The 26290-nt window shown below is 62.5% G+C and carries 21 protein-coding genes and 1 pseudogene; 11 read left to right on the forward strand and 11 right to left on the reverse strand.

Annotated elements, in window-relative coordinates; all coding sequences use genetic code 11:
• Window positions 1-28: 28 nt before the first annotated feature.
• From AC07WT_RS33380 to manD, 3 genes are read right to left on the reverse strand one after another with little or no spacing between them, the layout of a single operon-like run.
• Window positions 29-1066 (reverse strand): L-idonate 5-dehydrogenase, encoded by a 1038-nt coding sequence (locus AC07WT_RS33380; protein ID WP_494950251.1) that lies wholly within the window; start codon window positions 1064-1066, stop codon window positions 29-31.
• Between the two features lie 31 nt (window positions 1067-1097).
• Entirely contained in the window at window positions 1098-2507 is a 1410-nt protein-coding gene (locus AC07WT_RS33385) for an MFS transporter (RefSeq protein ID WP_494950252.1), read from the reverse strand.
• Window positions 2508-2557: 50 nt separating this feature from the next.
• Window positions 2558-3766: a D-mannonate dehydratase ManD gene (gene manD, locus AC07WT_RS33390; protein WP_494950253.1), complete on the reverse strand. Its 1209-nt coding sequence runs from the start codon at window positions 3764-3766 to the stop codon at window positions 2558-2560.
• A gap of 255 nt (window positions 3767-4021) precedes the next feature.
• Here manD and AC07WT_RS33395 point away from each other — a divergent pair, with 255 nt between their 5' ends.
• On the forward strand, window positions 4022-5530 hold the full coding sequence (locus AC07WT_RS33395; protein WP_494950254.1) for a mannitol dehydrogenase family protein: 1509 nt from the start codon (window positions 4022-4024) through the stop codon (window positions 5528-5530).
• A gap of 84 nt (window positions 5531-5614) precedes the next feature.
• Here AC07WT_RS33395 and AC07WT_RS33400 read toward each other — a convergent pair whose 3' ends face one another.
• Complete coding sequence (locus AC07WT_RS33400; RefSeq protein ID WP_494950255.1) at window positions 5615-7435, reverse strand: bifunctional diguanylate cyclase/phosphodiesterase; 1821 nt, start codon at window positions 7433-7435, stop codon at window positions 5615-5617.
• Complete coding sequence (locus AC07WT_RS33405) at window positions 7435-8559, reverse strand: extracellular solute-binding protein (RefSeq protein ID WP_494950256.1); 1125 nt, start codon at window positions 8557-8559, stop codon at window positions 7435-7437. Before AC07WT_RS33405 ends, AC07WT_RS33400 begins: the two co-directional genes overlap by 1 nt.
• Before the next feature lie 794 nt (window positions 8560-9353).
• Here AC07WT_RS33405 and AC07WT_RS33410 point away from each other — a divergent pair.
• The 3 genes from AC07WT_RS33410 to AC07WT_RS33420 all read left to right on the forward strand — a co-directional run bounded on the left by AC07WT_RS33410 (window position 9354) and on the right by AC07WT_RS33420 (window position 13066).
• A complete protein-coding gene (locus AC07WT_RS33410) occupies window positions 9354-10136 on the forward strand; it encodes an ABC transporter substrate-binding protein (RefSeq protein ID WP_492589633.1) in 783 nt (260 codons plus the stop codon).
• 268 nt (window positions 10137-10404) lie between these two features.
• Window positions 10405-11520, forward strand: coding sequence for a succinylglutamate desuccinylase/aspartoacylase family protein (locus AC07WT_RS33415; protein ID WP_494950257.1), 1116 nt, complete (start codon window positions 10405-10407; stop codon window positions 11518-11520).
• Between the two features lie 382 nt (window positions 11521-11902).
• The gene (locus AC07WT_RS33420; RefSeq protein WP_492589631.1) at window positions 11903-13066 is read left to right on the forward strand and encodes a porin; all 1164 of its coding nucleotides are present in this window, start codon (window positions 11903-11905) and stop codon (window positions 13064-13066) included.
• Between the two features lie 305 nt (window positions 13067-13371).
• Here the strand turns inward: AC07WT_RS33420 and AC07WT_RS33425 are convergent, their stop codons facing one another.
• The 6 genes from AC07WT_RS33425 to AC07WT_RS33450 all read right to left on the reverse strand — a co-directional run bounded on the left by AC07WT_RS33425 (window position 13372) and on the right by AC07WT_RS33450 (window position 21209).
• Entirely contained in the window at window positions 13372-14010 is a 639-nt protein-coding gene (locus tag AC07WT_RS33425) for a formate dehydrogenase subunit gamma (protein ID WP_494950258.1), read from the reverse strand.
• Window positions 14000-14920, reverse strand: a complete 921-nt coding sequence (gene fdxH, locus AC07WT_RS33430; RefSeq protein ID WP_494950259.1) for a formate dehydrogenase subunit beta — start codon at window positions 14918-14920, stop codon at window positions 14000-14002. The genes AC07WT_RS33425 and fdxH overlap by 11 nt, the downstream gene beginning before the upstream one ends.
• A 20-nt stretch (window positions 14921-14940) precedes the next feature.
• Window positions 14941-18012 (reverse strand): formate dehydrogenase-N subunit alpha, encoded by a 3072-nt coding sequence (gene fdnG / locus AC07WT_RS33435; RefSeq protein WP_494950260.1) that lies wholly within the window; start codon window positions 18010-18012, stop codon window positions 14941-14943.
• Between the two features lie 155 nt (window positions 18013-18167).
• A complete protein-coding gene (locus tag AC07WT_RS33440) occupies window positions 18168-18830 on the reverse strand; it encodes an ankyrin repeat domain-containing protein (protein WP_494950261.1) in 663 nt (220 codons plus the stop codon).
• A gap of 64 nt (window positions 18831-18894) precedes the next feature.
• Window positions 18895-19530 carry a c-type cytochrome gene (locus tag AC07WT_RS33445; protein WP_494950262.1) on the reverse strand — a complete coding sequence of 212 codons (636 nt, stop codon included), beginning with the start codon at window positions 19528-19530 and terminating at the stop codon, window positions 18895-18897.
• Window positions 19527-21209, reverse strand: coding sequence for a pyrroloquinoline quinone-dependent dehydrogenase (locus tag AC07WT_RS33450; RefSeq protein ID WP_494951103.1), 1683 nt, complete (start codon window positions 21207-21209; stop codon window positions 19527-19529). The genes AC07WT_RS33445 and AC07WT_RS33450 overlap by 4 nt, the downstream gene beginning before the upstream one ends.
• A gap of 552 nt (window positions 21210-21761) precedes the next feature.
• Between AC07WT_RS33450 and pqqA the strand changes: the two genes are divergently transcribed.
• The 7 genes and pseudogenes from pqqA to AC07WT_RS33485 all read left to right on the forward strand — a co-directional run bounded on the left by pqqA (window position 21762) and on the right by AC07WT_RS33485 (window position 26219).
• Complete coding sequence (gene pqqA / locus AC07WT_RS33455) at window positions 21762-21836, forward strand: pyrroloquinoline quinone precursor peptide PqqA (protein ID WP_013342881.1); 75 nt, start codon at window positions 21762-21764, stop codon at window positions 21834-21836.
• A 198-nt stretch (window positions 21837-22034) separates the two neighbouring features.
• Window positions 22035-22310: pseudogene (locus AC07WT_RS33460) on the forward strand (cytochrome b); the annotation flags it as partial.
• Window positions 22307-23383, forward strand: a complete 1077-nt coding sequence (locus AC07WT_RS33465; RefSeq protein ID WP_494950263.1) for an alpha/beta fold hydrolase — start codon at window positions 22307-22309, stop codon at window positions 23381-23383. The pseudogene AC07WT_RS33460 and the gene AC07WT_RS33465, both read left to right, overlap by 4 nt.
• Window positions 23325-23651, forward strand: a complete 327-nt coding sequence (locus AC07WT_RS33470) for a thiaminase II/PqqC family protein (RefSeq protein WP_494950264.1) — start codon at window positions 23325-23327, stop codon at window positions 23649-23651. The genes AC07WT_RS33465 and AC07WT_RS33470 overlap by 59 nt, the downstream gene beginning before the upstream one ends.
• A gap of 320 nt (window positions 23652-23971) precedes the next feature.
• The gene (locus tag AC07WT_RS33475; RefSeq protein WP_494951104.1) at window positions 23972-24361 is read left to right on the forward strand and encodes a DUF6232 family protein; all 390 of its coding nucleotides are present in this window, start codon (window positions 23972-23974) and stop codon (window positions 24359-24361) included.
• Between the two features lie 158 nt (window positions 24362-24519).
• Complete coding sequence (locus tag AC07WT_RS33480; protein ID WP_494950265.1) at window positions 24520-24852, forward strand: hypothetical protein; 333 nt, start codon at window positions 24520-24522, stop codon at window positions 24850-24852.
• Between the two features lie 263 nt (window positions 24853-25115).
• Window positions 25116-26219: a hypothetical protein gene (locus AC07WT_RS33485; protein ID WP_494950266.1), complete on the forward strand. Its 1104-nt coding sequence runs from the start codon at window positions 25116-25118 to the stop codon at window positions 26217-26219.
• Window positions 26220-26290: the final 71 nt, after the last annotated feature.

The raw sequence follows: 26290 nt of genomic DNA on the forward strand, positions 1-26290 counted from the left end.
CCGGCCACGGTCAGTGGGTGTCGAGTGCCTAGTCGAAGTTCAGATGCACCTTCATCGATTGCGAGCGGTCGAGCGCCACTTCGAACGCGTGGTTCGCCTCGCTCATCGCGAACGCATGCGTCATCAGCGGCCGCAGATCGACCTTGCCCGAGGCGATTTCCTCGGCGGCGATCGCGTATTCGTCGGTGAAACGGAACGAGCCCTGGTAGCGGAGTTCTTTGGCCATCACGAGATTGGCCGCCACCGGCGATTGGCCGGCCGGCAGATTGCCCACCTGGATCACCGTGCCGCCCGCCCGCGCCGAGCGCAGCGCCGTGTCGAGACCGGCGGGGCTGCCCGACGCTTCAATGACGACGTCGAAGGTGCCGCGTTGCGCGGACCATTGATCGATCGAGGTGCTATCGGCAGCGTTCACGGTCTGATCCGCGCCGAGTAGCCAGGCCACCTGCAACGCGCGGCTCGACAGATCGAGCGCGACTGTGCGATGCGCGCCCAAGCGGCGCGCAACCGTCAGCAGAATGCAGCCGATCGGCCCGCAGCCCACCAGCAGGACGCTCGCGCCGACCAGCGAGCCGGCCTGCTTCACCGCATGCAACGCGACGGCGAGTGGTTCGGCCATCGAAGCCTGCGCGAAATCTACGCCATCCGGCACCGGCACGCACTGCCGCGCTGCGACAACGATGTACTGACGGAACATGCCCTGCGTATGCGGAAACGTCGAAGCGCTGCCCATGAAGCGCATGTTGAGGCAGTGATTCGGCATGCCGCCGAGGCAAAAGCGGCACGTCCCGCAAGCGAGCCCAGGATTGACGGCGACGCGCTGCCCGGGCGTCACCACGCCGACGTCCACGCCGAGCGAATCGATCTCGCCGGCCACTTCATGCCCGAGCACGAACGGCTCGCGCACCGCGAAGTCACCGCTCTTGCCCTTGAAGTAGTACGAGAGATCCGAGCCGCAAATGCCGCCGGCGCGCACGCGTACGCGCACCTGGCCGGGGCCGGGTTCGGGCGGCTCGACTTCGTCGATGCGGATCAGTTTGGGTTCGTGAAGCACGGCTGCCAGCATGGTGAACTCCGGTAGGGCAAAAGTCGCGCGCTCAGGGCTGCGCAATTGACGACGAAGATGAAGATGAAGATGAGAGGCCTTGCGCGGACGCGTACTCCTGCGGCAGTTCGCCGGCGCCCCAATCCTGGAGATCGCCGCCGCGCCGGCGCGGCGCGGTTTCCGGCAACGCAAACAGCGACACTGCCGACACGATGCCGAGCACAGCGACATAAAGGATCAACGCGAGCGAGTTGCCATGCGTCAGCTGGATCAGCTTGACGGCCAGCAGACCGAGCACACCGCTGCCGAGCAAAGAGCCGATCTGCCAGATCAGCGCAATGCCGCTGCAACGCACGCGCGCCGGGAACAATTCAGGGAACAACGCCGCTTGCGGCGCATAGCAAAGACTGTGGCCGACGCTGATCGCCAGAATCATCACGAGCTGGATCGCCGCACGATTGCCGCTATCGATCGCCATGAAGAACGGCACCACCAGCGCCACATGCAGCAGCGCGCCGGCGATAAAGGTCGGCCGCCGGCCGATGCGATCGGACAACGCGCCGGCGAGCGGAATCGTCATGAGCTCGAGCGCCACCGCAACGATCACCGTTTGCAGCAGCATGCTTTGAGCAATGCCATGTGCTTTGCCGTAGGCGAGCACGATCATCGTGTACATCGCGAAGGTGCACGCCTCGATCAGCTTGGCGCCGACGCCCTTGACGATGGTTGGAGCAAACTGCCGCACCACTTCGACCACCGGACGTGAAGCCACCGCCTTGGTGCGCTGGATCGTGGCGAAGATCGGCGACTCTTCGGTCCGCAAGCGGATATACAGACCCACGGCGACCAGCAACGCGCTGGCGAGAAACGGAATGCGCCAGCCCCAGTCGAGCAGTTGCGCCTGTGTCAACGTTGCGCTGAGCACCGCGAACAACCCGGACGGAATCAGAAAACCGGCAGGCGCGCCCAATTGCACCAGGCTTGCGAAGAAGCCGCGCCGCACAGACGGTGCGTATTCGGCCGTCAGCAACACGGCGCCCGCCTGCTCGCCGCCCACGCCGAACCCTTGCAGCACGCGAATCACGATCAATGCAATGGGCGCCCAGATACCGATCGACTGATAGTCCGGCAGCAGGCCGATCACGAACGTACCCAAGCCGACGATCAGGATCGTCACGATCAGTGCTTTCTTCCGGCCGACGCGGTCGCCGAAATGACCGAACACGATGCCGCCCAGCGGCCGCGCCAGGAACCCGACCGCGTAGGTCGCAAAGGCAGCGAGCGTACCGATCAGCGGGTCGTCTGCAGGAAAGAACTTCTGGCCAAACACCAGCACGGCGGCGGTGCCGTACACGAAGAAGTCGTAGTACTCGGCTGCGGTGCCGATGGTCGAGGCGAAGGCGACGCGGCGCAGCATGGCGGTGCTGGCCGGCGCGGCGGCTTGCGGGCGTGCTGGATTCACGCGTGTCTCCATTCTGTTATTGGGCTTGCGGGGCGAATCAGCTCACCCGCTCACCAGTTCCACAACGTCCCATCTTCGAGACGCGCGACCGGCAGATAGGCCGGGTCGTACGGATAGCGCGCGGCAGCCGCTTCGTCGATATCGACGCCGTGGCCCGGCGCCTCGCCGGGATGCATCACGCCGTGATCGAAGCGCCATGCATGCGGGAACACCTCGAGCGCTTCCGCCGGAAAACCCATGTACTCCTGCACGCCGAAGTTCGGCACCCACAGATCGAAGTGCAGCGCCGCACCCATGCACACCGGCGACAGATCGGATGGACCGTGGCAACCGGTGCGCACCTGGTACAGCGAAGCAAAATCGGCAATACGCCGCAGATGCGTAATGCCGCCCGCGTGCGTCAAGGTCGCGCGGATGTAGTCGATCAACTGCTCCTCGATCAACTGTTTGCAATCCCAGATGCTGTTGAACACTTCACCGACTGCGATCGGCGTAACCGTATGTTCGCGAATCAGCCGGAAGCCGGCCTGGTTTTCGGCGGGCGTCGGGTCTTCCATCCAGAAGAGCCGATACGGCTCGACCGACTTGCCGAGACGCGCCGCCTCGATCGGCGTCAGACGGTGGTGGACGTCATGCAGCAAATGCGTATCGAAGCCGAACTTGTCACGCACCGCTTCGAACAGCTTCGGCACGAAGTCGAGATACTTTTCCGACGACCAGCTCTGCTCTTCGACCGCGCCTTTGGTGGCAGGCTCGTACATGCCGCTGCCTTTCGAGACGCCGTACACCGAGCGCATATTCGGCACACCGCATTGAATGCGGATGGCCTGATAGCCGGCTTCGACATGTTCGGCGTAGCGATCGAGCGCCTCGGGAATGTCGCGGCCGGTGGCATGGCCGTACACCATCACGCCGTCACGCGACGCGCCGCCGAGCAGCTTGTACAGCGGCATGCCCGTGACCTTGCCGAGAATGTCCCACAGCGCCATATCAACGGCGGCGATCGCCGTCATCGTGACCGGCCCGCGGCGCCAATACGCGCCTTTGTACAGGTATTGCCAGGTGTCTTCGATACGGCCCGGATCGCGGCCGATCAACAGCGGACACACGTGGTCTTTCAGATACGACGCGACCGCGAGTTCGCGGCCGTTCAGCGTTGCATCGCCGATACCGTGCACGCCTTCATCAGTGACGATTTTCAGTGTGACGAAATTGCGGCCCGGGCACGTGACGATCACGTCGGCGCGAACGATCTTCATGACATTTTCCTTGCAGAGGCGAGTTGCGGACCGCGCCATGCGGCGGCATGCAACTTGCAGCTTTTCGTGGCGGTTCTGGAGCGGTGGCCGAGCTGCGAAAACACCTATGTCATGCATCACTCAAGCCGTGCGAACGATGCTACCATACAAGTATAGTAAGTCGTCAAATCAGGGTTTTCCCGCTAATCGACACCGTTTTTCAAGCCTTTTTTCAAGCCCTTTTCAAGCCCGTCTCCGCTCTCTGGATCGCCTCTCATGACATCTGCTGACGCCCTGCCGCGCCTCGCCCGCCACGCATTGCCCGCACTGGGAGCCCACCTGTTGTCGCCGCAGTGGCGCGAGCCGCGCATCGGCATCGTGCATCTGGGCATCGGCAATTTTCATCGCGCGCATCAGGCGCTCTATACGGAAGAAGCCATGCTGGCGGCGGGTGGCGATTGGGGTATTTGCGGCGTGACGCTGCAAGGCGACCTCGGCAAGCGCGACGCGCTCATGACGCAGCAAGGTTTGTACAGCGTGGTTGAGCGCGGGCCGCACGGCGCGGAGGTGACGGTCGTGCGCGCGCTGCGTGAGGTGCTGGCCATGCCGCACGATCACGCGGCGCTGTTCGCACGGCTTGCCGATCCGCTGGTGCGAATCGTTTCGCTGACGGTGACTGAAAAAGGCTATTGCCGCGACCCGAAAACGGGCGAGGTCGCGCTCGACGATGCCGCCGTCGCACACGATCTGGCACGCCCGCTCGCGCCGCGCACGGTGCCGGGCATTCTCGTGGCCGCCTTGCGCGAGCGGCGTGACAGTGCGGGCAATGCCGGCACTCCGGATGGTAAGCCGTTTACCGTGCTGTCATGTGACAACCTCGCGCATAACGGCGCCGCGCTGCGCCAGGTGGTCTGTTCGTTCGCACGGCAACTCGATCCCTCATTGGCCGACTGGATCGCCGCCGAAGTCGCGTTTCCATCGACGATGGTCGATCGCATCGTGCCGGCCACCACCGGCGCCGAACGCGCAACGGCCGCCGCTGCACTCGGCTATCAGGACGCCGCGCCGGTGCCGTGCGAGCCGTTCCGGCAATGGGTGATCGAAGATCGTTTCCCGGGGGGACGTCCCGCGTGGGACGCAGTCGGCGCACAACTCGTCGACGACGTCACGCCGTTCGAGCTGGCGAAGCTGCGCATGCTGAACGGCACGCATTCGACGCTTGCGTATCTGTCGATGCTGGGCGGCTTCGATACCATCGACGCGGCGATCGCCGACCCCGCCATGCGCAATCTCATTCACGCGATGATGACGCACGAAATCGCCCCGACCCTGACTGTGCCCGCGTCGTTCGACCTGCTCGCCTACCGGGACGCACTGCTCGAGCGTTACGCGAACCCGGCGCTCAAACATCGCTGCGCGCAGATCGCAATGGACGGCAGCCAGAAGATTCCACCGCGTCTGCTCGGCACGATTGCAGCCAGGATCGAGGCGGGCCAGCCGTTCATGCGTCTGGCGCTGGCGATTGCCGCCTGGATGATGTTTTTGCGTGGCCATGCGGACGACGGCACACGCTACGAAATCAGCGATCCGCTTGGCGATAGATTGAAAGCGCTCGCGGCGTCGGCGCGTGGCGAGCCGCAGGCGCTGCTTGCCGCGTTATTGTCCGTGCGGGAAGTGTTTCCGGCGCATCTCGCCGCGCAGCCGCGCTTCATCACCACGCTTCATGACGCGCTGCGCTTGCTCCACGAATACGGCGCACGCGGCGCGATCGCCGCTTCGCAATGAACTCGCTACTGGCCTCGTTGCTGGCCTCGTTGCTGGCCTCGTTACTGGCCGCGAGCGTCCAGACCGTCAGGCGCTCAGCCCGGCTCACAGCGCCAAACCGGCGCTTCCAGCCGTAGGCTCGGCGTCGCCGCCTTCCGCACCTTCCTGCATGCCTCGCTCCTCTTCGAGCTTCTGCGCGTCGAGCAGGTCCTGGTAGCTCAGATACGCACAACGTCCGCCGGATTTGGCCGCGTACATCGCGGCGTCGGCGTTGAGCAGCAACGCCTCGGCAGTGGCGCTGTCGACCGGAAACTGGCTGATGCCGATGCTGGCGCCCACCGTCATGCAATGCTCATCGATCAGCAACGCCTCATTCAGCATGTCCATGATCCGCGCCGCGATCTTTGGCGCCGCATCGGCGGAACGCGAGCCTTCGATCAGCACGATGAACTCGTCGCCGCCCAGCCGGGCCACGACATCGACGGGGCTCAGCCCATTTCTCAGACGCCGCGCCACCGCAACGAGCACCTTGTCGCCGACGGAATGGCCGAACTGATCGTTGATCTGCTTGAAGCGGTCCAGATCGACGAACAGCACGGCCAGCCGTTCGTCGCGCTTCGTCGCCTCGCCGATCGCCGCCTCGAGTTTCTGCATGAACAACATCCGGTTGGGCAGTCCGGTCAACATGTCGTGCGTGGCGAGATGAACGAGTTCATGTTGCTTGTTGTGCAGCGCATCCATTTGCGATTTGATTTCGCGGCGCAGACGATCGAAGCAGCGCGCCAGTACGCCGATTTCGTCGGTGCGTTTGAGCGGCAGCGTTTCCATCGAGTGTCCGGCGAACAGATGGGTCGCTGCGTGCGACAGAATGTGCAGAGGCCTGGTTAGCGCGCGGGCAAACAGGATCGCGAGCAGGATCGCCATCGCGCTCGAAATCAGCACCATCCGGATGATCCGGCTGCCCAGCAGGTTGGCGCCGGAGAGCACATCGTCAAGCGGCTTGGCGAGGCCCAGCACGATGAAGCGATTGCCTTCGGCCGCGCCGAACGGCCGGCGAACGAAAGCGAGCACCTGGCCGGCGTCCAGCCCCGAGCGCACCAGACCTTTCAGAAGCACTTCGCTTCTGGACTGCTCGAAGAGCGGCCTGGCGGCGGCAAAACTGTCCTGCATGAAGAAGCGCCGCCCCTTGTCGAAGCCGAACGTTTTCGAGGCATCGGGATGGACCAGGAAATCGCCCCACTCGTTGGCGAGGTAGACCTGGTAGCTGCGCGGCAGATCGCTCTGCAGACGTTTGAGCAATCCGGCGAGGTCGATGTCGAGAACCACGACGCCCACCACCGCGCCGCTTTCGTTCGCCACCGGCGTGCCGAGCCGCAGTGTCGGTTTGCCTTCGGCCGAATGCGCGCCGTACTCGCGATTGATCGTGATCGGCGAGGTATAGATGCGCTCCGGCGGCAAGGCCAGCGTATCGAACACATACGCGAACTGGCCTTTCTCCTGCAACGCGCGCCCCGCGACGCGCACCGTGCGCCCGGCGTCGCGATCGAAACGGATCAGTTCCAGCCCGTAGTGCTCACGGGTTATCAGACGGATCTGCAAATATTCGGGGTGGTGGGCCATGAAACTGGCAAACACCTGTGCCAGCCTTTCGCGCGGCGCATTCGGGCCAAGACCGTTGTCGGTCTGCGCGACCTCGGCCGCGGACGGCATGCTGCCGAGCACCAGGGCGTCGGCGGCGGCATCGTCCATCGCCACTAAAAAGCGCTCGCCCAGCAGTTCCGTCGAAGTCAGCAAGCTGCGTTCGGCTTCGTTCACCAGCATCGTGCGATTGGCACGGTACGCGTAATAGCCGGTTGCGCCGGACGCCAGCACACCAATGCACGCAAGCAGCACCGATAACTTGAACGTCAGGCCTGGACGCATCATCAAAAGCGCTCCGAGCGGTCTCCCGACACGATTTTGCTCCAAAGGTCCTCGCGCCGCTGGATATCCTCCACCGGGCCGATCCAGACGATGCGCGCATCATCGCGGTTTTCCGCGGACTCAGTCAAGGTGTTGGCGAGCCCCTGTCGCTGCGTCAACAACTCGCTGACGTCCGGTTCGAGCATGTAGTTGATCCACGCGAGCGCAAGCGGACGATCGGCCGCTGAAATGGTCATCGCCCAGCAGTCGAGCCACGCAAGCACGCCTTCGTCGGGAATCACATAGCCCACGTCCGCGCCGGCGCGACGCAGCAAAGCGACCTGCTGGGTGCCGTAGTTGCCGAACATCAAGGCAGCCCTGTGTTGAATGAAGAACGCGGTCGCCTCTTCCGGCAGCGTGTAATACGTCAGCAAGTTGCGGCGCAGGTCGACCAGCTTGTGTGCGATCACGCGCATCTGCGCGGCATCGAGCTGAAAGGGATGGGCATAGCCCAGCGCCAGCGCCGTGAACGAGAAATTATGCTGGGCGCTGTTGAAGTCGAGAACCTTGCCGCGGTAACGCGGGTTCCACAATTCGAGCATCGAGCGCGGCGCAACGGCAATCTGCTTGCGATCATAGATCAGTCCCATCGACGAATACGTGAATGGAATGGCGTACACCTTGCCGGCCGTCGTCAATCCCGCGATCGACGACAGCGCCTGAAAACGCGGCAATTGTCTTCGGGTATTGGGCAGACTGGCCAGATCGAGCGGCGTCAGCAGATTCGCGCGGGTATAGCGCTGGATTTCGGCGGTATTGGCTGCCAGCACGTCGAATTGCGGCGCGCCTCCTTTGCCGTGCATCTGGTCCCATAGCGCCTCGTCGGAATCGACCAGCGTGACTTCCACCTTCGCATGGAAACGCGCTTCGAAAGTTTTGACCACGTCGCTGTCCGCATACCCCGGCCATGCCAGCACGCGCAGAACCTTCTCGTCGGCGGCAGCCGGCGCGGACGACAAAAGGCTAGCGCAAAAAACGGCGCTCAGCAGCAGCGTCAAAAATCCGGGAAAAGCGCCGTTGCGCGATGGATCCGGGCGCCGTGCAGCGGCTGCGGTTCGCCGCTGGAACGATGGGTTGCCACCGTGCATTTCATCTGCCCTCCAAATCGTGTGCATTCCATCAACATCGCCCCAGCGGAATGCCGTGACGACGAGCGTCTACCGCCAGGCGGCAGTTGGCCGCCGGCGCGGTGTGTCGAATGACTTCGTTCAGACAGATAAGCTCGCCAACGCTGTGCGGCAAGCGCGCAGCGCGTCGATGATAGCGCTAAGGAAGGCGTTTTTGGTTCGGCCTCGCCGGCGCCGGCAGGAACAGGCTGCCGCCGGCAAGATGCACTCAACGGCTCACCTCGCGCCCACTCATTTATGTATAACGGATCGCCCCACGGAATCTTTAACTGAACCGGGCCAAGGGAACGCTCGAAGCGCAAGCTTCGGCGCGCCTGACACGGCACCGTCAGCGGCGAGCTCGCGGATTCGTTCGGCAAGGGGCAGGAGGCAAGGAACCAGAAGGGAATAAAGGAGTGACTTTTACAGCCAGCCTGATCGTCAACCAGGTCTGCGCCGAAATCCGCTTCGAATCCGCACATTAGCCAATTTCTTTACAGCACCTTTACAACACAGCAAACGATAGAAAGCCCAGCAATGCAATTCACATCAACGGCACAGTCAAATTACCGCCCTATTCGGGCTTTAGAAGCTATTCCCGTTCGCTATCCGGTGTTTCACTAGCTACCCAATCTTTTTGAACTGATAAGCTTGGCGCGCGCTGCTGGCCGCCCCGGCCGGCAGACTAAACCAGGTCCGGTCGTGATTCGCGCCGGACGTCCCGCTGCGGCACAACCGCATGCGGGAGTATTTGAACTACACCGAGGAGTTAAACAGTGAAAAAACTGCTAGCGGCTTTGACGGTTGCTCTGCTTGCCACCGTCTCGATTGGCGCACACGCTAAAGATTGGTCGACTATCCGTTTCGGCGTTGACGCCAGCTATCCTCCGTTTGAGTCGAAGGGCTCGGACGGCAAGCTCGTTGGCTTCGACATCGACCTCGGCAATGCAATCTGCGCGCGCCTGAAGGCCAAATGCGTATGGGTTGAAAACGACTTCGACGGCATGATCCCGGCACTGAAGGCGAAGAAGTTCGACGGCGTGCTGTCGTCGATGTCCATGACGCCGCAACGCGCCGAGCAGATTGCTTTCTCGTCGAAGCTGTTCAACACGCCGACGCGCCTCGTCGCGAAGAAGGGTTCTGGCATCCAGCCGACGGCCGATTCGCTCAAGGGCAAGACGGTGGGCGTCGAGCAAGGCACGATCCAGGAAACCTACGCAAAGACGTACTGGGAAACGAAGGGCGCGAAGGTCGTGCCGTATCAGAACCAGGACCAGGTCTACGCCGACTTGCTGTCGGGCCGTCTGGATGCTGCGTTGCAAGACGCGGTGCAAGCTGACATCGGCTTCCTGAAGACGCCGCGCGGCGCGGGCTTCGAGTTCGTCGGCAAGGATCTGGACGATCCGAAGATCCTCGGCAGCGGCGCCGGCATCGGCATGCGCAAGGAAGACGCCGATCTGAAGGCGAAGGTCGACAAGGCGATTGCCGACATCATCAAGGACGGTACGTACAAGAAGCTCGAGAAGAAGTACTTCGACTTCGACGTGTACGGCAGCTAATACGGCAGCCGATCCAGCGTGGCGTGTCTGAAAGGCGCGCCGCGCGAGGCAACGTGACCAGGACGGGCCCCGCCACACGCGGGGCCCGTTTTGTTTGCAAAGCCGTCCACACGACGCAGCGCAAAACCATCCACCGCGCCATATCGGCTAAGATCGTGCGATCGAGGCGCCGCGCGACGGCCCCCCGCAGACCGATCATGAGACAATCTTTTCCCTGTAATCAACGACATAGCACGGCCCGCCCCACTTGCCCGCGCACTTGAAAACCATGCAAACCCAAACCCATCCGCTGATTGCGCCGACGCTCGGCACCGCCCGCAACCTGACGAGTTTTCACTACGGTCCTGGCGGCGGGCAGAAGATTTACATCCAGTCGTCGCTGCATGCCGACGAGTTGCCCGGCATGCTGGTGTCGTGGGCGCTGCGCCGCAAGCTCGCCGCGCTGGAAGCCGCCGGCAAGGTGCGCGGCGAGGTCGTGATCGTGCCGGTGGCGAATCCGATCGGTCTGAATCAGCACTTTCTCGGCCACCTGAGCGGCCGCTTCGAAACCAACAGCGCGCAGAACTTCAACCGCAACTTCTACGACCTGTCGGCGCTGGTGCAGCCGGGCATCGAGGCCCGCCTGACCGACAACATCGACGCCAATCGCCTCGCGATCCGCGCGGCGATGCGCGAGGCGCTCGACGAGCAAAAGCCGGAAACCGAACTTGAATCGCAGCGTCTCGCACTGCAAAAGCTGTCCTGCGACGCCGACGTCGTGCTCGATCTGCATTGCGACTGGGAAGCCGCGATGCACCTCTACACGAACCCCGATCTGTGGCCGGAAGTCGAGCCGCTCGCGTGCTATCTGGACGCCAAGGCGTCATTGCTCGCGCTGAATTCGGTGGGCAATCCGTTCGACGAAATTCACAGCTTCTGCTGGTCGGATCTGCGCGGCAGGTACGGCGAGCGCTTCCCGATTCCGAACGGCGCGATCTCGGTGACGATCGAACTGCGCGGCCAGCGCGAGGTGTCGTACGAATACGCCGATCGCGATGCACAGGCGATCATCGAATACCTGACCTCGCGCGGCGTGATCGAAGGCTCGCCCGCTCCGCTGCCGGCGCTCGAATTCGCCGCGACGCCGCTCGCCGGCGCCGAGCCGCTCGTCGCGCCGATCAGCGGCGTACTGGTGTACCGCTGCGAAGTCGGCACCTGGGTCGACGTGGGGACTGAGATCGCCGATATCGTCGATCCGCTGGCCGATCGCGTCGTGACCTTGAAGAGCGGTGTGGCCGGCGTGTTGTACGCACGGCATCTGACGCGCTTTGCAACGGCCGGCCTGGAGTTCGCACGCATTGCCGGCGCAAAGGCGTTCAGAAGCGGCTCGCTGTTGAGCAATTGACCGGTAAGCAAGCGGCCAACAAGCAGCAAGCGGGGCCACGCCTCGGCGCCGGCCGGAAAGCCTTTCGCTGTAAAGCAAATCGCCCGCTATTCAAGCGGGCGATTTGCTTTTGTACGTCGCACGCCGCCGCGGCGCCCTGAAACCAATCGTTTTTCATACGCATATCCGCGCGAAACGGCAAGAGCTTAGACGCGGGTGGCATGAGCCATTTCCGATAGCGAAGCCAGGTGAAGCGATGTGAGTGTCGCGTTGACGCGACAAATTACAAAAATAACCGAAGCTGTCACAGACCTTACTCTGCATTCCCTTAAATTTCCGCCCATCGCACGACCTCGCCGAAGAGCCGGCGTCGCGATCGCTTAATTTTTAATCGGAGAATGTCTTGAACAAGAAAGTATTGACCGCCGCTACTCTCGCCGTCTTCGCCAGCGCCGCCCATGCGCAAAGCAGCGTCACGCTGTATGGCCTGATCGATGCCGGCATCAGCTACGTGAACAACTCCAGGTCGGGCACTAGCCACGACAAGCTCTTCAAGTACGACGACGGCGTTGCTCAAGGCAGCCGTTGGGGCCTGCGCGGCACCGAAGACCTCGGTGGCGGCCTGAAGGCACTGTTCGTGTTGGAAAACGGCTTCAACAGCGGCAACGGCACGGCTGGCCAGGGCGGCGCGATGTTCGGCCGTCAAGCGTATGTCGGTCTGTCGAAGAACGACATCGGCTCGCTGACATTCGGTCGCCAGTACTCGTTTTCGACGGACTACCTGGGCGGCAATTACTCGACCGGTGGCCAAACCGTCGCGGGTAACTACGCTTACCACATCAACGACGTCGACCAGTTGACGTCGAGCCGTATCAACAACTCGGTCAAGTTCAGCAGCGCGAATTTCTCGGGCCTGACCTTCGGCGCGATGTACGGCTTCTCGAACCAGGCTGGCGCATTCGCCGGCGCACCGGCAAGCGGCACGGTCGCGGCACCGGTCGCAGGTTCGTCACGTGCATACAGCTTCGGCCTGAACTACGCGAACGGCCCGTTCGGCATCGGCGCGGCGTACACGGACATCCGTTACCCGAGCCAGGCAACCCCGGCGTTCTCGACCAGCATGGCTAACGTCGCAGTCGCCAATGTTCGCGATCTGCGGACGTTCGGCGTCGGCGGCCGTTATTCGATCGGCGCAGCGACGCTGTGGGCGTTGTACACGAACACGCGCTTCGAACCGATCACGGGCGGCTCGACGACGTTCGCTGCATACGAAGCGGGCGCGAAGTACGCATTCACGCCGGCACTGACGGCAGGCGCAGGCTACACGTACATGCACCTGAGCAACGCCAACACGGGCCACTGGAACCAGGCTGATCTGAGCGTCGACTACGCGCTGAGCAAGCGTACGGACGTGTATGCACTGGGTATCTACCAGATCGCCGCAGGCCACAACGGCACGCAGGATCTGCAAGCGCAGATCGGTTCGAGCACGAGCTACTTCAGCACGTCGGGCACGGGCGCGGACAACCAGCTGGCATTCCGCGTGGGTATCCGTCACAAGTTCTGATCGGGTGTTGCCGGCAGGGAGCGCGAGCTCCTTGCCGGCCCGAGGTTTTGGAAAACGCCCTGCGGGGCGTTTTTCTTTTGGAGCAACGCTTTTACAGGTACTGGTAATCATATAGCTGGCCTGAGCTTCGCAGCGAGAGGCGCAGGGGTAGAGTCAAGATGGCACTAGACACTATGACCTAACGGAGACCGAGATGAAGTTCAGCGAAGTTACCCGAAATCCGTCGACTGGCTTCAGAACATTCGCTTTACCTGCCGCCGCTCTGTCATGCCGCTCTGTCATCTTCTCAACCAGTTGACAGCGCCCTATTTGATGCTCTCACGGAACCAGCGTGGATGATGCTTCCTCGCCCAGCCGAGCGTCACGGTGCCGCGCGTCATCGCGCCGATCGAGCCTTTGATCCACAGCGCCGCATAGATGTGCACGATGATCCCCACGATCAGCACGAACGCCGTTGCCGCATGAATCAACGCCGCCAGCCGTATCACCGAGACCGGATAGTAGTCCGAGAAATAGCGTCGCCAGATCACAATGCCGCTTAGCAGCAGCAAGATCAAGCATGCGGCCATCAGAAAGAAAAGCAGCTTCTGTCCGGCGTTGTAGCGGCCGACCTCGGGCAGCTTGTCTTCGCGATTCGCAAGCACATCGTCGATCTGCCTGAGCCACTGGAGGTCGCTCCTGTCGAGCAGGTTGTGACGCCAGAAGCGCAGCGCAAGAATCAGGAACGACACGAACATCACCAGGCCGACGAACGGATGCATGATGCGCGTCCACTGTCCGCCGCCGAAAAGCGCGGTGAGCCAGAACATCGACGGATGAAACAGCGCGAGCCCGGACAACGCGAGCAGCACGAAACTGATCGCGGTAATCCAGTGGTTGGTGCGCTCGTTAGCGGTATAGCGCACAATCCGGTTCGCGTCTGCCGCATTTTGGTCAACTTTCATCGGAACCCTCCTTCGGGCGGCGTGCCTCGTCGCGGGCAGCGGCCTCCTCTTCCTGCGTGACTTCGCTCGGGCCGACGCGCGTATAGTGGAAAAACCCTGCAAGCGCCGCCAGCGCCATCGCACCCAATGCAAGCGGCTTCGCCACGCCCTTCCACAAACCGACTAATGGGCTGATCCTCGGATTGTCCGGCAGCCCGTGGTACAGCGATGGTTTGTCCGCATGGTGCAGCACGTACATCACATGCGTGCCGCCGACGCCCGGTGGATCGTACAAGCCCGCATGCTCGAAGCCGCGCTCCTTCAGGTCCTCGATGCGTTCCGCCGCGTGCTGCTTCATGTCGTCCTTGGTGCCGAACACGATCGCTCCGGTTGGGCACGTCTTCACGCACGCTGGCTCCTGGCCCACCGCGACGCGATCCGAGCACAGCGTGCATTTATACACACGATGATCCCGCTTCGAGATGCGCGGAATGTTAAATGGACAGCCGGTGATGCAATAGCCACAGCCGATGCAGTTTTCCTCATGAAAATCGACGATGCCGTTCGTGTACTGGACGATCGCGCCGGGTGAAGGACACGCCTTCAGGCAGCCGGGATCTTCGCAATGCATGCACCCGTCCTTGCGGATCAGCCATTCGAGGTTGCCATCCGGGTTCTCGTATTCGGCGAATCGCATCACCGTCCACGAGTGCTCGGTCAGGTCGGGCGGGTTATCGTAGACGCCGACGTTCGTGCCGATTTCGTCGCGCAGGTCATTCCACTCCATGCACGCGGTCTGACACGCCTTGCAGCCGATGCACTTGGTGACGTCGATCAGCTTCGCGACGCTGCCCGTAGCCGGCTCGCGCGCTGACGGCGGCTGCACCGTAGTGGCCGACACGCGCTTGATATCGAGCGATTGCAGTGCCATCGCGTTCTCCTCTCACGTGGTCAGGCTTTCTCGACTTTCACGAGGAAGGACTTGAATTCCGGCGTCTGCGTATTGCCGTCGCCGACCACTGGCGTAAGCGTATTGATCAGATAGCCCGGTTTCGCGAGGCCCTTGAAGCCCCAATGCAATGGAATACCGACGGTCTGCACCTTCTTGCCGTCAATCATCAGAGGTTTGATGCGTTTGGTGACCACCGCCACCGCAACCATGTGCCCGCGATTCGACGACACCTTCACCCGGTCTCCGGCCGTCACTCCGACTTCCTTCGCGAGATCCTCTCCGATCTCGACGAACTGCTCCGGCTGAGTGATCGCGTTGAGCCGCGCGTGCTTCGTCCAGTAATGGAAGTGTTCGGTGAGCCGGTAGCTCGTCGCGACATGCGGGAATTCCGCCGCCTTGCCGAACGCCGCACGGTCGCCCGGAAACACGCGGGCCGCTGGATTGCTCGTTACTTGCGCGTTTTGCGGATGGAGCGGGTTGTAGCCGAGCGGGGTCTCGAACGGCTCGTAATGTTCAGGGAACGGGCCTTCGGCCATCCCATCGCGGGCAAAGAAACGCGCGACCCCTTCCGGGTTCATGATGAACGGACCCATGCCGGCTTCCGGCGGTTCGTCCACCTTGTAGTCCGGTATGTCAGCTCCGCCCCAGGTATGGCCGTTCCACGCGATCAGCTTGCGAGTCGGATCGAACGGCTTGCCGCTTACGTCGCATGACGCCCGGTTGTACAGAATGCGTCGGTTTGCCGGCCACGCCCATGCCCAGCCGAGCGTCTGCCCGATGCCCGTCGGGTCGGCGTTGTCGCGCCGCGCCATCTGGTTGCCCGCCTGCGTCCACGCACCGCAGAAGATCCAGCAGCCGCTCGATGTGCTGCCGTCATCCTTGAGTTGTGCAAAGCCCGCTAGCTGATCGCCTCTTTTCACGAGCACCTTGGCCGGGTCCTTCGGGTCGGCCACGTCGGCCAACGCCTTGCCGCTATATTCCATCGCCAGTTCTTCAGGCGTGGGGCTTGCGGGATTCGCATACGGCCAGTTCAGATTGACGATCGGGTCCGGAAACTTGCCGCCCTGCCCCTGGTACATCTTGCGCATGCGCAGGAACAGCCCCGACATGATTTCCAGATCGCTCTTCGCTTCGCCGGGCGGCAAAGTGCCCTGCCAATGCCACTGCAGCACGCGCCCCGAGCTGACGAGCGAGCCGCGTTCTTCGGCAAAGCAACTGGTCGGCAGACGGAACACTTCGGTCTGGATCTTCGACGCATCGACGTCGTTGAACACGCCATGGTTCTTCCAGAACTCCGATGTCTCGGTAGCGAGCGGATCCATGATCACGAGCCACTTCAGCTTCGAAAAAGCGGCGGTCATCTTCGCCTTGTTCGGCGCGGAAGCAAGTGGATTGAAGCCCTGCGCGATGTAGCCGGTCATCTTGCCCTGGTTCATCAGCTCATACACCTGCAACATATCGTATGGCTTGTCGAGTTTCGGCAGGTAGTCGAAGCACCAGTTGTTCCCAGCCGTCGCCGTGTCGCCCCACCATGCTTTCATCAGACTAACGAAGAAGCTTCGATAGTTCTTCCAGTAGCTCAACTGGTTCGGCCGCAATGGTTGCGTCGCGCGCTTCGTTATATACGCCTCGTAGTCCTGTTCAGCTTGCGACGGCAGCGTCATGTACCCCGGCAGCAGGTTCGACAACAGTCCGAGGTCCGTCAGCCCCTGGATGTTCGAGTGTCCACGCAGCGCGTTCATCCCGCCGCCCGCGATGCCGATGTTGCCAAGCAGGAGTTGCACCATCGCACCCGTACGGATCATCTGCGATCCGACCGAATGCTGGGTCCAGCCAAGTGCATACAGGATCGTTCCGGCGCGGCCCGGCACGGCCGTGGTCGCGAGCATCTCGCACACCTTCAGGAATTGATCCTTAGGTGTACCGCAGGTCTTTTCGACCATCTCCGGCGTATAGCGCGCATAGTGCTGCTTCATCAGGTTGTACACGCAACGTGGATGTTGCAGTGTCGCGTCCACCTTCACGAAACCATCGTCGCCACGCTCATAGTCCCACGTCGATTTGTCGGGGTAGCTGTGCCTGGCGGCATCGTAGCCCGAATAGAGCCCGTCGCTAAATGCGAAGTCCTCTCGCACGATGAACGATAAGTCCGTGTAGTTCTTCACGTACTCGTGCTGGATCTTGTCGTTCGTTAGAAGATGGTTGATGATCCCGCCAAGGAAGACGATGTCCGTCCCGGTGCGAATCGGCACGTAATAGTCGGCAACCGACGCGGTACGCGTAAAGCGCGGATCGACCACGATCAGCCTTGCCTTGCGATGCGCCTTCGCTTCCGTGACCCACTTGAAACCGCACGGGTGCGCCTCGGCCGCATTGCCGCCCATCACCAGAATCACGTCCGCGTTCTTGATGTCGACCCAATGGTTCGTCATCGCTCCACGGCCAAACGTCGGGGCAAGACCTGCCACCGTCGGGCCGTGTCAGACACGAGCCTGGTTGTCGAAACCCAGTAGCCCCATGCTGCGGGCCACCTTGTGCGTCAGGTACCCGACCTCGTTGCTGCTCGCCGACGCGGCCAGCATACCGGTCGTCAGCCAGCGGTTGACCTTCTTACCGTCTTCGGCAGTTTCGACGAAGTTGGCGTCGCGGTCTTCTTTCATCAGCTTCGCGACACGGTCGAGCGCGTCATCCCACGAGATGCGCTGCCACTGGTCGGAACCGGCCGCGCGATACTCCGGATGCGTCAGGCGACTCGGGCTGTGAATGAAGTCGATGAGGCTGGCGCCCTTCGGGCACAACGTGCCGCGATTGACCGGGTGATCCGGGTCGCCTTCGATATGAATAATGCTGGCCGTGGCGTTTTTCGCGCCGTCGCCCAGCCCGTACATCAGGATGCCGCAACCGACTGAACAATACGGGCAGGTGTTGCGGGTTTCAGTGGTACGCGACAGTTTGTATTGACGGACTTCAGCCAACGCGGGTGCCGGTGAGAAGCCCATCAGGGCCAAACTCGATCCGGTCAGCGATGTGGCGGTGAGCGTCAGGAACTGGCGCCTTGTCAAATTGACCATGGTGGCGGTCCTCGGACGTGGTGTTGCCCATGAACTACCAGTATATATAGCGATTTTTGAATATTCCGCCAGAGGTGCCAGCGGATAAACCCTCACTTGGCACGCCGAATTTCTCGTCGGTCGCTTGCACTCGATGAGGATGACGAACCGGTTCGCTAGTGCGCGGACAACAGCACGGCCGCGTGACCTGAGCCGGTCTGCGCGGCGATGTCCTGGGCGGTCATCCCGCGGTTGTCCCGCAGCGTCGGATCGGCGCCGCGCGCAAGCAGCAGCTTGATCGTGTCAGGATGATCGTAGCCTGCGGCCCACATCAGCGCGGTCAGGTTGTTCTTGTAGATGCGGTTGACGTCGATGCCGGCATCCAGCAAGCGCTGCACCACGGCCGTGTGTCCCTGCCCCGCCGCATACTCCATCGCGGTTTTGCCGACCCGATCGGTAGCTGCTGGATCGGCGCTGTGCGCGAGCAGCAACGCGACGAGTTCGTCGTATCCGCCATAGGCCGCGGCCATCAGCGGCGTCACGCCCGACACGTCGGCCTGGCGGACGTTCGCGCCATGCCCGATCAGGGTCTGCGCCATCCCGGCTAAGCCTTTCTTGCACGCGGTGATCAACGCAGTGTCGCCGATCCGGTTGCGCGAATCCACTACCGCGCCGGCTTCCAGTGCGGCCCGGACTGCCACTTCGTCGCCGCTCCTGGCAGCGACCAGCAATTGCTGGTTCAGCGTCGCATCGGCGGCCATCGCGTCCGCCGGTAAACCAGCGCCGTATGCGCCCACCAGCAGCGCAACACGCGCTATCCATCCTGTTGTTGCTCTCATGGCTCTCGCTCCCGCTTTAGCGGCTCACGTCCGTTGCGTGCGGCACCGCAACATCACCGCTGCGCTACTGCAGATTGGCGACGTAAGCGGCAAGGTTTTCGATGTCCTCGTCGGACAGCCCTTTGCTGACACTCGTCATGTTGCCCGCATCGTTCGTTCGCCGACGCGCCCGGAAGTCCTGCAGTTGCTTGACGATGTATTGATCGTACTGTCCCGCGACACGCGGAATCTCGTTCTGCCCGGAGAACCCGCCCAGATGGCATATCGTGCACAACACCTCCGCCGCCTTGCGGCGCCCTGCTTCGACTTTCATGGGATCGGCCCTGTACGGCACCGGTTCGGGGCGCTGCGCGGCGAAGTAGTCAGCCAGATCCAGCATGTCGTCACGAGACAGACCGGTGACGATCGGCGACATGCGTGGATCGCTGCGGCGTCCCGCCTTGAAGTCTTGCAGTTCCAGGTAGAGGTAGCGAGCGGTCTGTCCGGCCAGAATTGGATAGTCCGGGTTGGTGGAATTGCCCATCGGGCCATGGCAGGCCACGCATACCTGCGCCTTGGACTGGCCTGCCGCGGCGTCTGCATGCGCGCCGGTGGGAAGCCCCCCGGCGCTCACGCAACACAACAGCAGGATTGTCCAGATCCAACGCGTGCCCAGACACGCGCGCGCATCTTTGCCGGCGCTCGCCACGGGCTCGCTCATGGCAACGCGAATACAACGACCGCATTGCCGCGCTTGAAGTCGATCTGCGTATTGCCGCCGGCGGCAACGGCAACGTACTGCTTGCCGTGGACCATATACGACACCGCTGGCGCGTTCACGCCGGCACCGCACTGAAATTCCCACAGCATCTTGCCGGTGGACGCGTCGAAAGCCCGGAACAGGCCGTTGCCCTCGCCGTTGAAGACGAGGTCGCCGGCGGTCGCGAGCACGCCGCCGATCAGCGGCTGCTCAGTCTTGTAGGACCAGGCAACCTTACCTGTGTCGACATTGACCGCAACCAGCTTGCCCCACTGCGCCTCGGACGGGATCGTCTTGAACGCGCCGCCGAGCCACAGCTTGCTGCCGCCTGGATACGCGGCGTCTTCAACCTGATAGGTCATCGGCTGGTGCAGGTTCGCCGCATACGCGAGGCGCGTCTTCGGGTCGAACGCCATCGGGGACCATTCGACCCCGCCATTGGCACCCGGCAACATCCGCGCGCCAGCGGCGGTAGGCAGCGTCCACATGTTCTCTTGCGGAATCATCGCTTGCGAGAAACGGATCAACTTGCCGGTGCGCCGATCGTGGACGTACACGTGTCCGGTCTTTCCGCCCTCAAGCACACCCGGAACCATCTTGCCATCGGTGTCGCGGACATTGACAAGGATCGGCGGACTCGCTGCGTCGAGATCCCAGACGTCATGGGCGATGTACTGGTAGTGCCATTTGTATTTGCCGGTATCCAGCTCGACCGCGACGAGCGAATCCGTATAGAGATTGTCTCCGGGGCGGATCGCTCCATACAGGTCCGGGGACGGGTTACCGACCGCGAAAATCACCGTGCGCGACTCCCGGTCGATCGCAGGCGCCATCCACACTCCGCCGCCGAGCGTCTTGTAGAAGTCACCGCCCTTGGCCGCAAGCTGCTGCTTTTCGCTATTGATATCGCGCTTCATGTCGCGGCCGGTCGCGTCTTTGGTCGCCCAGACCCCTTCCTGTCCAGTGTCCGGAATCGTGTAGAAGGTCCACAACAAGTTTCCAGACGCCGCGTCGTATGCTTTAACAAACCCGCGAATGCCATACTCGCCGCCATTGGTGCCAATCAGCACCTTGTCTTCGACGACGGCGGGTGCCATCGTCTCCGAGTAGCCGAGTTCCGGGTCGGCAATCTGGGTCGCCCACAGGACTTTGCCGGTCTTCGCATCCAGCGCGACCAGTTTGGCATCCAGAGTTGCCATGAAGAGCCGGTCGCCCGAGATCGCCACGCCGCGGTTGTTAGGCCCACAGCAGAACGTGGTAATCGGTCCCATCTTGTGCTTGTAATGCCAGTACTCCTTGCCGGTTGCCGCGTCCACCGCGTACACGTGGTTGAACGACGTCGTAATGAACATGATGCCGTGCGAAACGATCGGTGCCGTTTCCATCGACTCGTTGACGGCAGTCTGGAAGATAAAAACCGGCTTCAGTCTTGCCACGTTGGTCTTGTTGATCTGCGCACCGGGGTAGTAGCGCGTCTGTGAGTAAGACCCGTTCGAATGAAGCCAGTCGGCAGTGCTGCCGCCAGCCGCGTCGAGTTGCTGCTGCGTGACCGGCCGGAGCACGTCCGGCATCGGCGCCGACGTGCTCGTTGCGGCGTTTTGCACCTCGTCCGCACCGAATGCGGCGGACACACCGAGCATCAGCGCAAACTGGCAGGCGCAAATCGTTAAGGTACTGCGGGATGGATGCATGAGTGTCTCCTGGTTTTTAATTGCCTAGGGTATTCGTCATGCGAATGCGACATCGTCCGCTTCACGGGCGGCGTCGAATACGGGATGGCACAACCCTATCGGATGCGCTTTGATCTGAACGCGTTTGGATTCAAATCGTCGATTGCCTGGTTAGGGCGGGTCGGCTGAGAGGAATGGACACCGCTTTACGCTTTTTCACCATAAAGCCGGCCTCTTTAAGCGTAGGCCAAGCGATCCCTTTTTTCCAGACGGTATAGCCGCGAACGGGGTCTTTATTGGTCTGATCGCGGCGTGCACAATTCTTTACCGGCTGCCCTATTAGGCGCATCATCGGGCGTGTCGGCATCGGGTTGCAGTCATGCCTGCCGAAGCGCCAACGGGTGCTTTAATCCGTTTCAGGCATGCAGCTTGCGTAGGCTGGTCGCGAAACGGGGCCGACGCCGCGACCCGGACTGCGGCAATGTCATCATTGTGTCCAGGCCAGAAAATGGAGGTACGAACATGCAATGGACAACGCCTAGCTACACCGATATGCGTTTCGGTTTTGAAATCACGATGTATATCGCCACGCGTTAAGCTCGCTTGAGCCGCGAATGGCGGCTTTGTGAATACTTTTCGCCAATCCGGATTGCCTGCCTGCCCGGCGCTGCGAACACTGCCGGTTTCGTCGCTCAATGACCGAACCGCCATCGCGGCAGCGCCGGGTGACCGGTCTCCTTCATCTCTTATAGCCCCGCGTCGCGCGCATGTGCATTGAGGCGGGTTACGCTTTACGCCGTGTGCACTACGCAGGGGATTTTGTATGGGGGCATGGTTGTGATGCCGCTGTGCGGTTACCCCGGCTCTTCATTCAACCGCTATGAGACACGTTTCTGGCGCGTCCTGCTGCAGACACGGGGTTTGGATGACGCGGGATTGCGCGCTCTCTTCTGCTGCCTTCACAAGGCAATGGGCTATGTGCCGATTGCGCTGATCGTGCTGCACATCGCGGGCGCGCTCAAGCATCAGCGAATCGATCGCGACAACCTGCTCGCGCGGATGTTGCCATGACGAGACGCGCCCCGCAGCAGACCTTGCCGCAGCTCAAAGCCGATGCACTGCGTACGCGTGACGGCCATCGCGTGGCATTCGCCGTGGCGGGTGCGGTCAATGGCGTGCCGGTGGTTGTGCTGCACGGCGGCCCGGGCAGCGGCAGCCAACCGGGCGTACTGCGACTCTTCGACCTGGCGCGCTTCAAGGTGGTGCTGATCGATCAACGCGGCAGCGGCGCGTCGACGCCGTTCGGCAGCGTGCGTCACAACTGCACCGCGCAGTTGATCGATGATATCGAGGCGATCCGCCGGCATCTGGGTATCGGGCAATGGGGCGTGCTCGGCGGCTCGTGGGGCGCTGCGCTGGCGCTCGCTTATGCGGGACTGCACCCGCAATCCGTGACGGGTGTTGTGATGCGAGGGCTGTTCCTGACGTCCGCGCGCGAAATGCGCGGACTGTTCATCACCTCCCGCCGCCGGGCGCCGCGCGCATGGGCGCGGTTAAGCGCCGCGGCGCACTCCGGCCGGCCCGCCGCGTTGTTTGCGCGCTGCGCTCAAGTGCTGCAAACCGGCTCGAGTGAGGAGCGTCAGCGCGCGGTCGCCGTCGCCTGGCGCGGCTATGAAGACGCGGTGCTCGCGTCCGTCCGTACGCGCCGCGCGCACCCGGCAGTCCTGCACTCGCGGCGCGATGCGCGCAAACTGATCGGTAAATACCGGATCCAGGCCCACTACCTGAAGCATCGCTGCTGGCTCGGCGAAACCCGTCTGCTGTCGCTGGCGCGCCGCGCGGCGGCGGCCGGTGTGCCGCTCGCCGCGGTGCACGGCACACGCGATCCGGTCTGTCCGCCGGCCAATATGCAGCGCCTCGCGCGCGCCGTGCCGGCCGCGCGGATCGAACGCGTGCGCGCGGGCCATCTGGCGAGCGACTCCGCACTGCAGGAGCACGTGACCCGTGCGCTCGAAACGATGTTCGACCCACCCGCACACGAGGAGCGCCACGCGCGCCGGGAGCCGCGACGAATTCGAAGCGCAGTTGCGCGCCAAGGGCACGGCCTACCATATCCATCATCCGTTCAACGTGAAGATGAATAGCGGCTGCTGCTCGCGCGAACAGATTCGCGGCTGGGTAGCGAACCGCTTCTACTATCAGATCAACATTCCTCTGAAGGACGCGGCTGGCCTCGCCTATTTCCGCGCGCGGATCCCGCTCGCGCAGCGCGACGTCCTGCACGGCCTCGCTGTCACGCTCGATCATTTCACACGACACGACCAGCACGAACGGGCCCTCGCGATCCTGCAGTTCAAGCTCGACATCCTGTGGACCATGCTGGATTCGATCGAAAAAGCCTTCCCGCAATGAACGAGACCCTACGCGCCGCCGACGCAGCGCCGTCACCCCAGCGCCCGAAAATCGCGACACTGTTTCGCATGCAATGGGAACCGGCGCAGAACCGAACGCGGGGCATGATTTCGGTTAATCGCTACCCCAAGTATTCCGGTGTAAAAAGGGTGATGAAGCAAGCGGCATAACTTAGGCATAAAATCCCGCAATTCCAGATTTTAGTCAACGGACTACAGATACCTGAAACAGTGGGCGTCACGGGTGCCGAAAAATCCCATAACTTTAGTCATTTGAAGTCTGGTACGCTGCGCCCTTTGCTACCGCTTGCATTCGACTCGATGGAAACCCCTTTCAATGATCGTGGCGTGTCGGTCACACGTAACGCGCTTTCAGCCGCCGGCCAGGTGTTCCCGCTGCGCGAGATTCTGGATGTGCATGTTGTTACCGTGCAGAAGAACAAGGTCTTACCTTTCACGATTTCGCTGATCGGGTTGGCCGGCGCCATTGCCGGCGGGATCTTGCACTCACCGGCGGGCATGGTGTGCGGCGTCATGCTGGTGGTGGTCGGCTGGCTCACATGGGCGACCCAGGACATTACCCATCGCCTGATGGTGAAAACCGCCAACGGCGAGCGGGAAGCGCTCTCGAGCGTCGATCGCGAATTCGTCGAGCGGGTCGGTGCGGCCGTGCATGAAGCGAAGGCGGTCGCAGCCACCTCAAAAGCCTGAGCCCTCCGCAAAGCGCTCAGCCCCCCGCGTTCAAGCGCCATGCGTTAACGCAAAATTGATTCGCGGCATCGCGGCTTTTGCGCGCCATTGAGGCGCGCATCGCTAGAGTGGACAGATATCAACAAAACGCGCCGCCTCGCCGGATCGGCGCAATCACGATGCTAACGTCCACTGCCTCGTCTGACACCTCCATGCCGCGCGCGCCGCGCGTTGCCCGTCCCACGCACCTCATCGTGCCGCTCGTCATCATCGACGTGACCGTGCCGGGCACTTCGTCCGCAAGCGGACGGCGCGCGCTGCATGCCGCGCTCTGCGACGATCTGCGCCTCTATGTCGTTACCATCGACAAACATCGCGAGCGCGTGACCTTCCGCGTCGAAGTCACCTCGCACACGCTCGACGACGTAATCCGCCTGCTGACGAGCGCCCTCGACCGCGCCACGCTGGGTCGTGCGCAGACCACGGTGATCCGGCGTCCATGCGATTGTTGACGTAGATCAATGCTTGCACGGGCGCATCTGCTGCCGTGCTGCAAACCCGCGAACCTTTACACATCTTTGCAATTGCCCGCAGGTGGCCCTGTAGAGTCGGCGGTCCTGTTATCGCGTGTTCCCTCCCGCAGGCCCCCGCAAGCGTCCCGGTTTCGCCGTCCACGCCGCGGCAATCCAGTGAGATTGCCGCCAGTGCTGTCCACCTCGCAGCTCGCGATGCATCGCCTTCGCCAGGGACTCGCTCTTTTGCAAAGCGTGATCCTATGCTCCTGTCGTCTTCCGATGCCGCGCGCCGGCATTGTCGTCCTCGTCTTCGTCCTCGTTTGCGTCATCTCACCGCGGCGGCGCTGGCCGCAACCGTCGCCGTCATCACGCTGACCGGCTGCTCGACCAGCTTCCCAACACCCACCCCGCCGGCCCCGACCGCCGCGCTGATCAACGGCGGCAACGACGGTCTGCTGATTCCGCTGCATGTGGAGCGCGCCGACAACGATCATGCGCGCCTCGGCCTGCCGGTTCAGCTCGACGGCAAGCCGGTGTACGTCGCGCTCGACACGGGCACGCAAGGCGTGCGGGTGTTGAAGTCGGTGCTGCCGGGTTCGAACTACGCGAACACCGGCGCCATGACGTCATTGTCGTTTGCGAACGGCGCGGAGATTCGGGGCGCGGCGGTGAAGGTGCCATTCAGCGTGGCCGGCACGAAGCCGGCACCGATCGACGCGCAAGCGGTCGAAACCGTGCGCTGTCTGCCGATCGCGAAGCGCTGCGTGGCGATGGACGGCTACACCGGCGAATTCGGCTGGGCCTTTTCCGGCATTTTCGGCGTCGGCGCCGCGCAGCCAGGCGACGGCGGCTACACGCAACCGCTGCGCGCGCTGTCCGGCAACATCGGTCAACGCTACCTGGTGCACTCGAACTTCGCGAAACCGTACATGGTGTTGAGCCCGTCGAGCGCCCTCACGAAGGACTACACGATGGTGCCGATGACCATATCGAAAGACGGCGCGGCGCAATGGCCGCGAGGCTGCGTGAAGGTCGCCGACAAGATGACGTTCTGCGCGCCGCTGGTGTTCGCAACCGGCAGCACCGGCATGATCCGCATCGAAACGGACACAGTGCCGAACTGGACCGGCGACGGCGAAGAAGGCAACGTGCTCAATCAGGGCAACTACGAAGCGGCGATCGGCACCGGATCATGGGTGCACCGTTATGAGGCCGCGCAGGTCACGATCGTCAAGGCGAAGCCGGACGCCAATCGCATCGTGATCGGTCTGATGGGGATGCAGAACATCGATGTGCTGTTCGATTTCGCGCGCGGCGAGTTCGGTCTGCATGCCGTCAGCGAGAGCGAAAGATTCGCGCCGTGACATTCATCGGGCGCTAGAAAAAAGGCCGTGCAAGCTCCGCACGGCCTTTTTCTTTCGAGCAAGCGAGCGCG

The organism is Paraburkholderia sp. GW821-FHT02A12 (assembly GCF_059422005.1).

Bases quoted from the DNA above. Each gene is read 5' to 3' on its own strand.
- AC07WT_RS33450 (WP_494951103.1), bottom strand. From the start codon at position 21,209: ATGCTCGGTGTGTCCGCCGCATTCGGTGCGGACGAGGTGCAAAACGCC.
- AC07WT_RS33465 (WP_494950263.1), top strand. From the start codon at position 22,307: ATGACGAGACGCGCCCCGCAGCAGACCTTGCCGCAGCTCAAAGCCGAT.
- AC07WT_RS33415 (WP_494950257.1), top strand. From the start codon at position 10,405: ATGCAAACCCAAACCCATCCGCTGATTGCGCCGACGCTCGGCACCGCC.
- AC07WT_RS33485 (WP_494950266.1), top strand. From the start codon at position 25,116: ATGCTCCTGTCGTCTTCCGATGCCGCGCGCCGGCATTGTCGTCCTCGT.
- AC07WT_RS33440 (WP_494950261.1), bottom strand. From the start codon at position 18,830: ATGAGAGCAACAACAGGATGGATAGCGCGTGTTGCGCTGCTGGTGGGC.
- AC07WT_RS33445 (WP_494950262.1), bottom strand. From the start codon at position 19,530: ATGAGCGAGCCCGTGGCGAGCGCCGGCAAAGATGCGCGCGCGTGTCTG.
- fdxH (WP_494950259.1), bottom strand. From the start codon at position 14,920: ATGGCACTGCAATCGCTCGATATCAAGCGCGTGTCGGCCACTACGGTG.
- AC07WT_RS33380 (WP_494950251.1), bottom strand. From the start codon at position 1,066: ATGCTGGCAGCCGTGCTTCACGAACCCAAACTGATCCGCATCGACGAA.
- AC07WT_RS33395 (WP_494950254.1), top strand. From the start codon at position 4,022: ATGACATCTGCTGACGCCCTGCCGCGCCTCGCCCGCCACGCATTGCCC.
- AC07WT_RS33425 (WP_494950258.1), bottom strand. From the start codon at position 14,010: ATGAAAGTTGACCAAAATGCGGCAGACGCGAACCGGATTGTGCGCTAT.
- AC07WT_RS33400 (WP_494950255.1), bottom strand. From the start codon at position 7,435: ATGATGCGTCCAGGCCTGACGTTCAAGTTATCGGTGCTGCTTGCGTGC.
- manD (WP_494950253.1), bottom strand. From the start codon at position 3,766: ATGAAGATCGTTCGCGCCGACGTGATCGTCACGTGCCCGGGCCGCAAT.
- AC07WT_RS33480 (WP_494950265.1), top strand. From the start codon at position 24,520: ATGCTAACGTCCACTGCCTCGTCTGACACCTCCATGCCGCGCGCGCCG.
- AC07WT_RS33405 (WP_494950256.1), bottom strand. From the start codon at position 8,559: ATGCACGGTGGCAACCCATCGTTCCAGCGGCGAACCGCAGCCGCTGCA.
- AC07WT_RS33475 (WP_494951104.1), top strand. From the start codon at position 23,972: ATGGAAACCCCTTTCAATGATCGTGGCGTGTCGGTCACACGTAACGCG.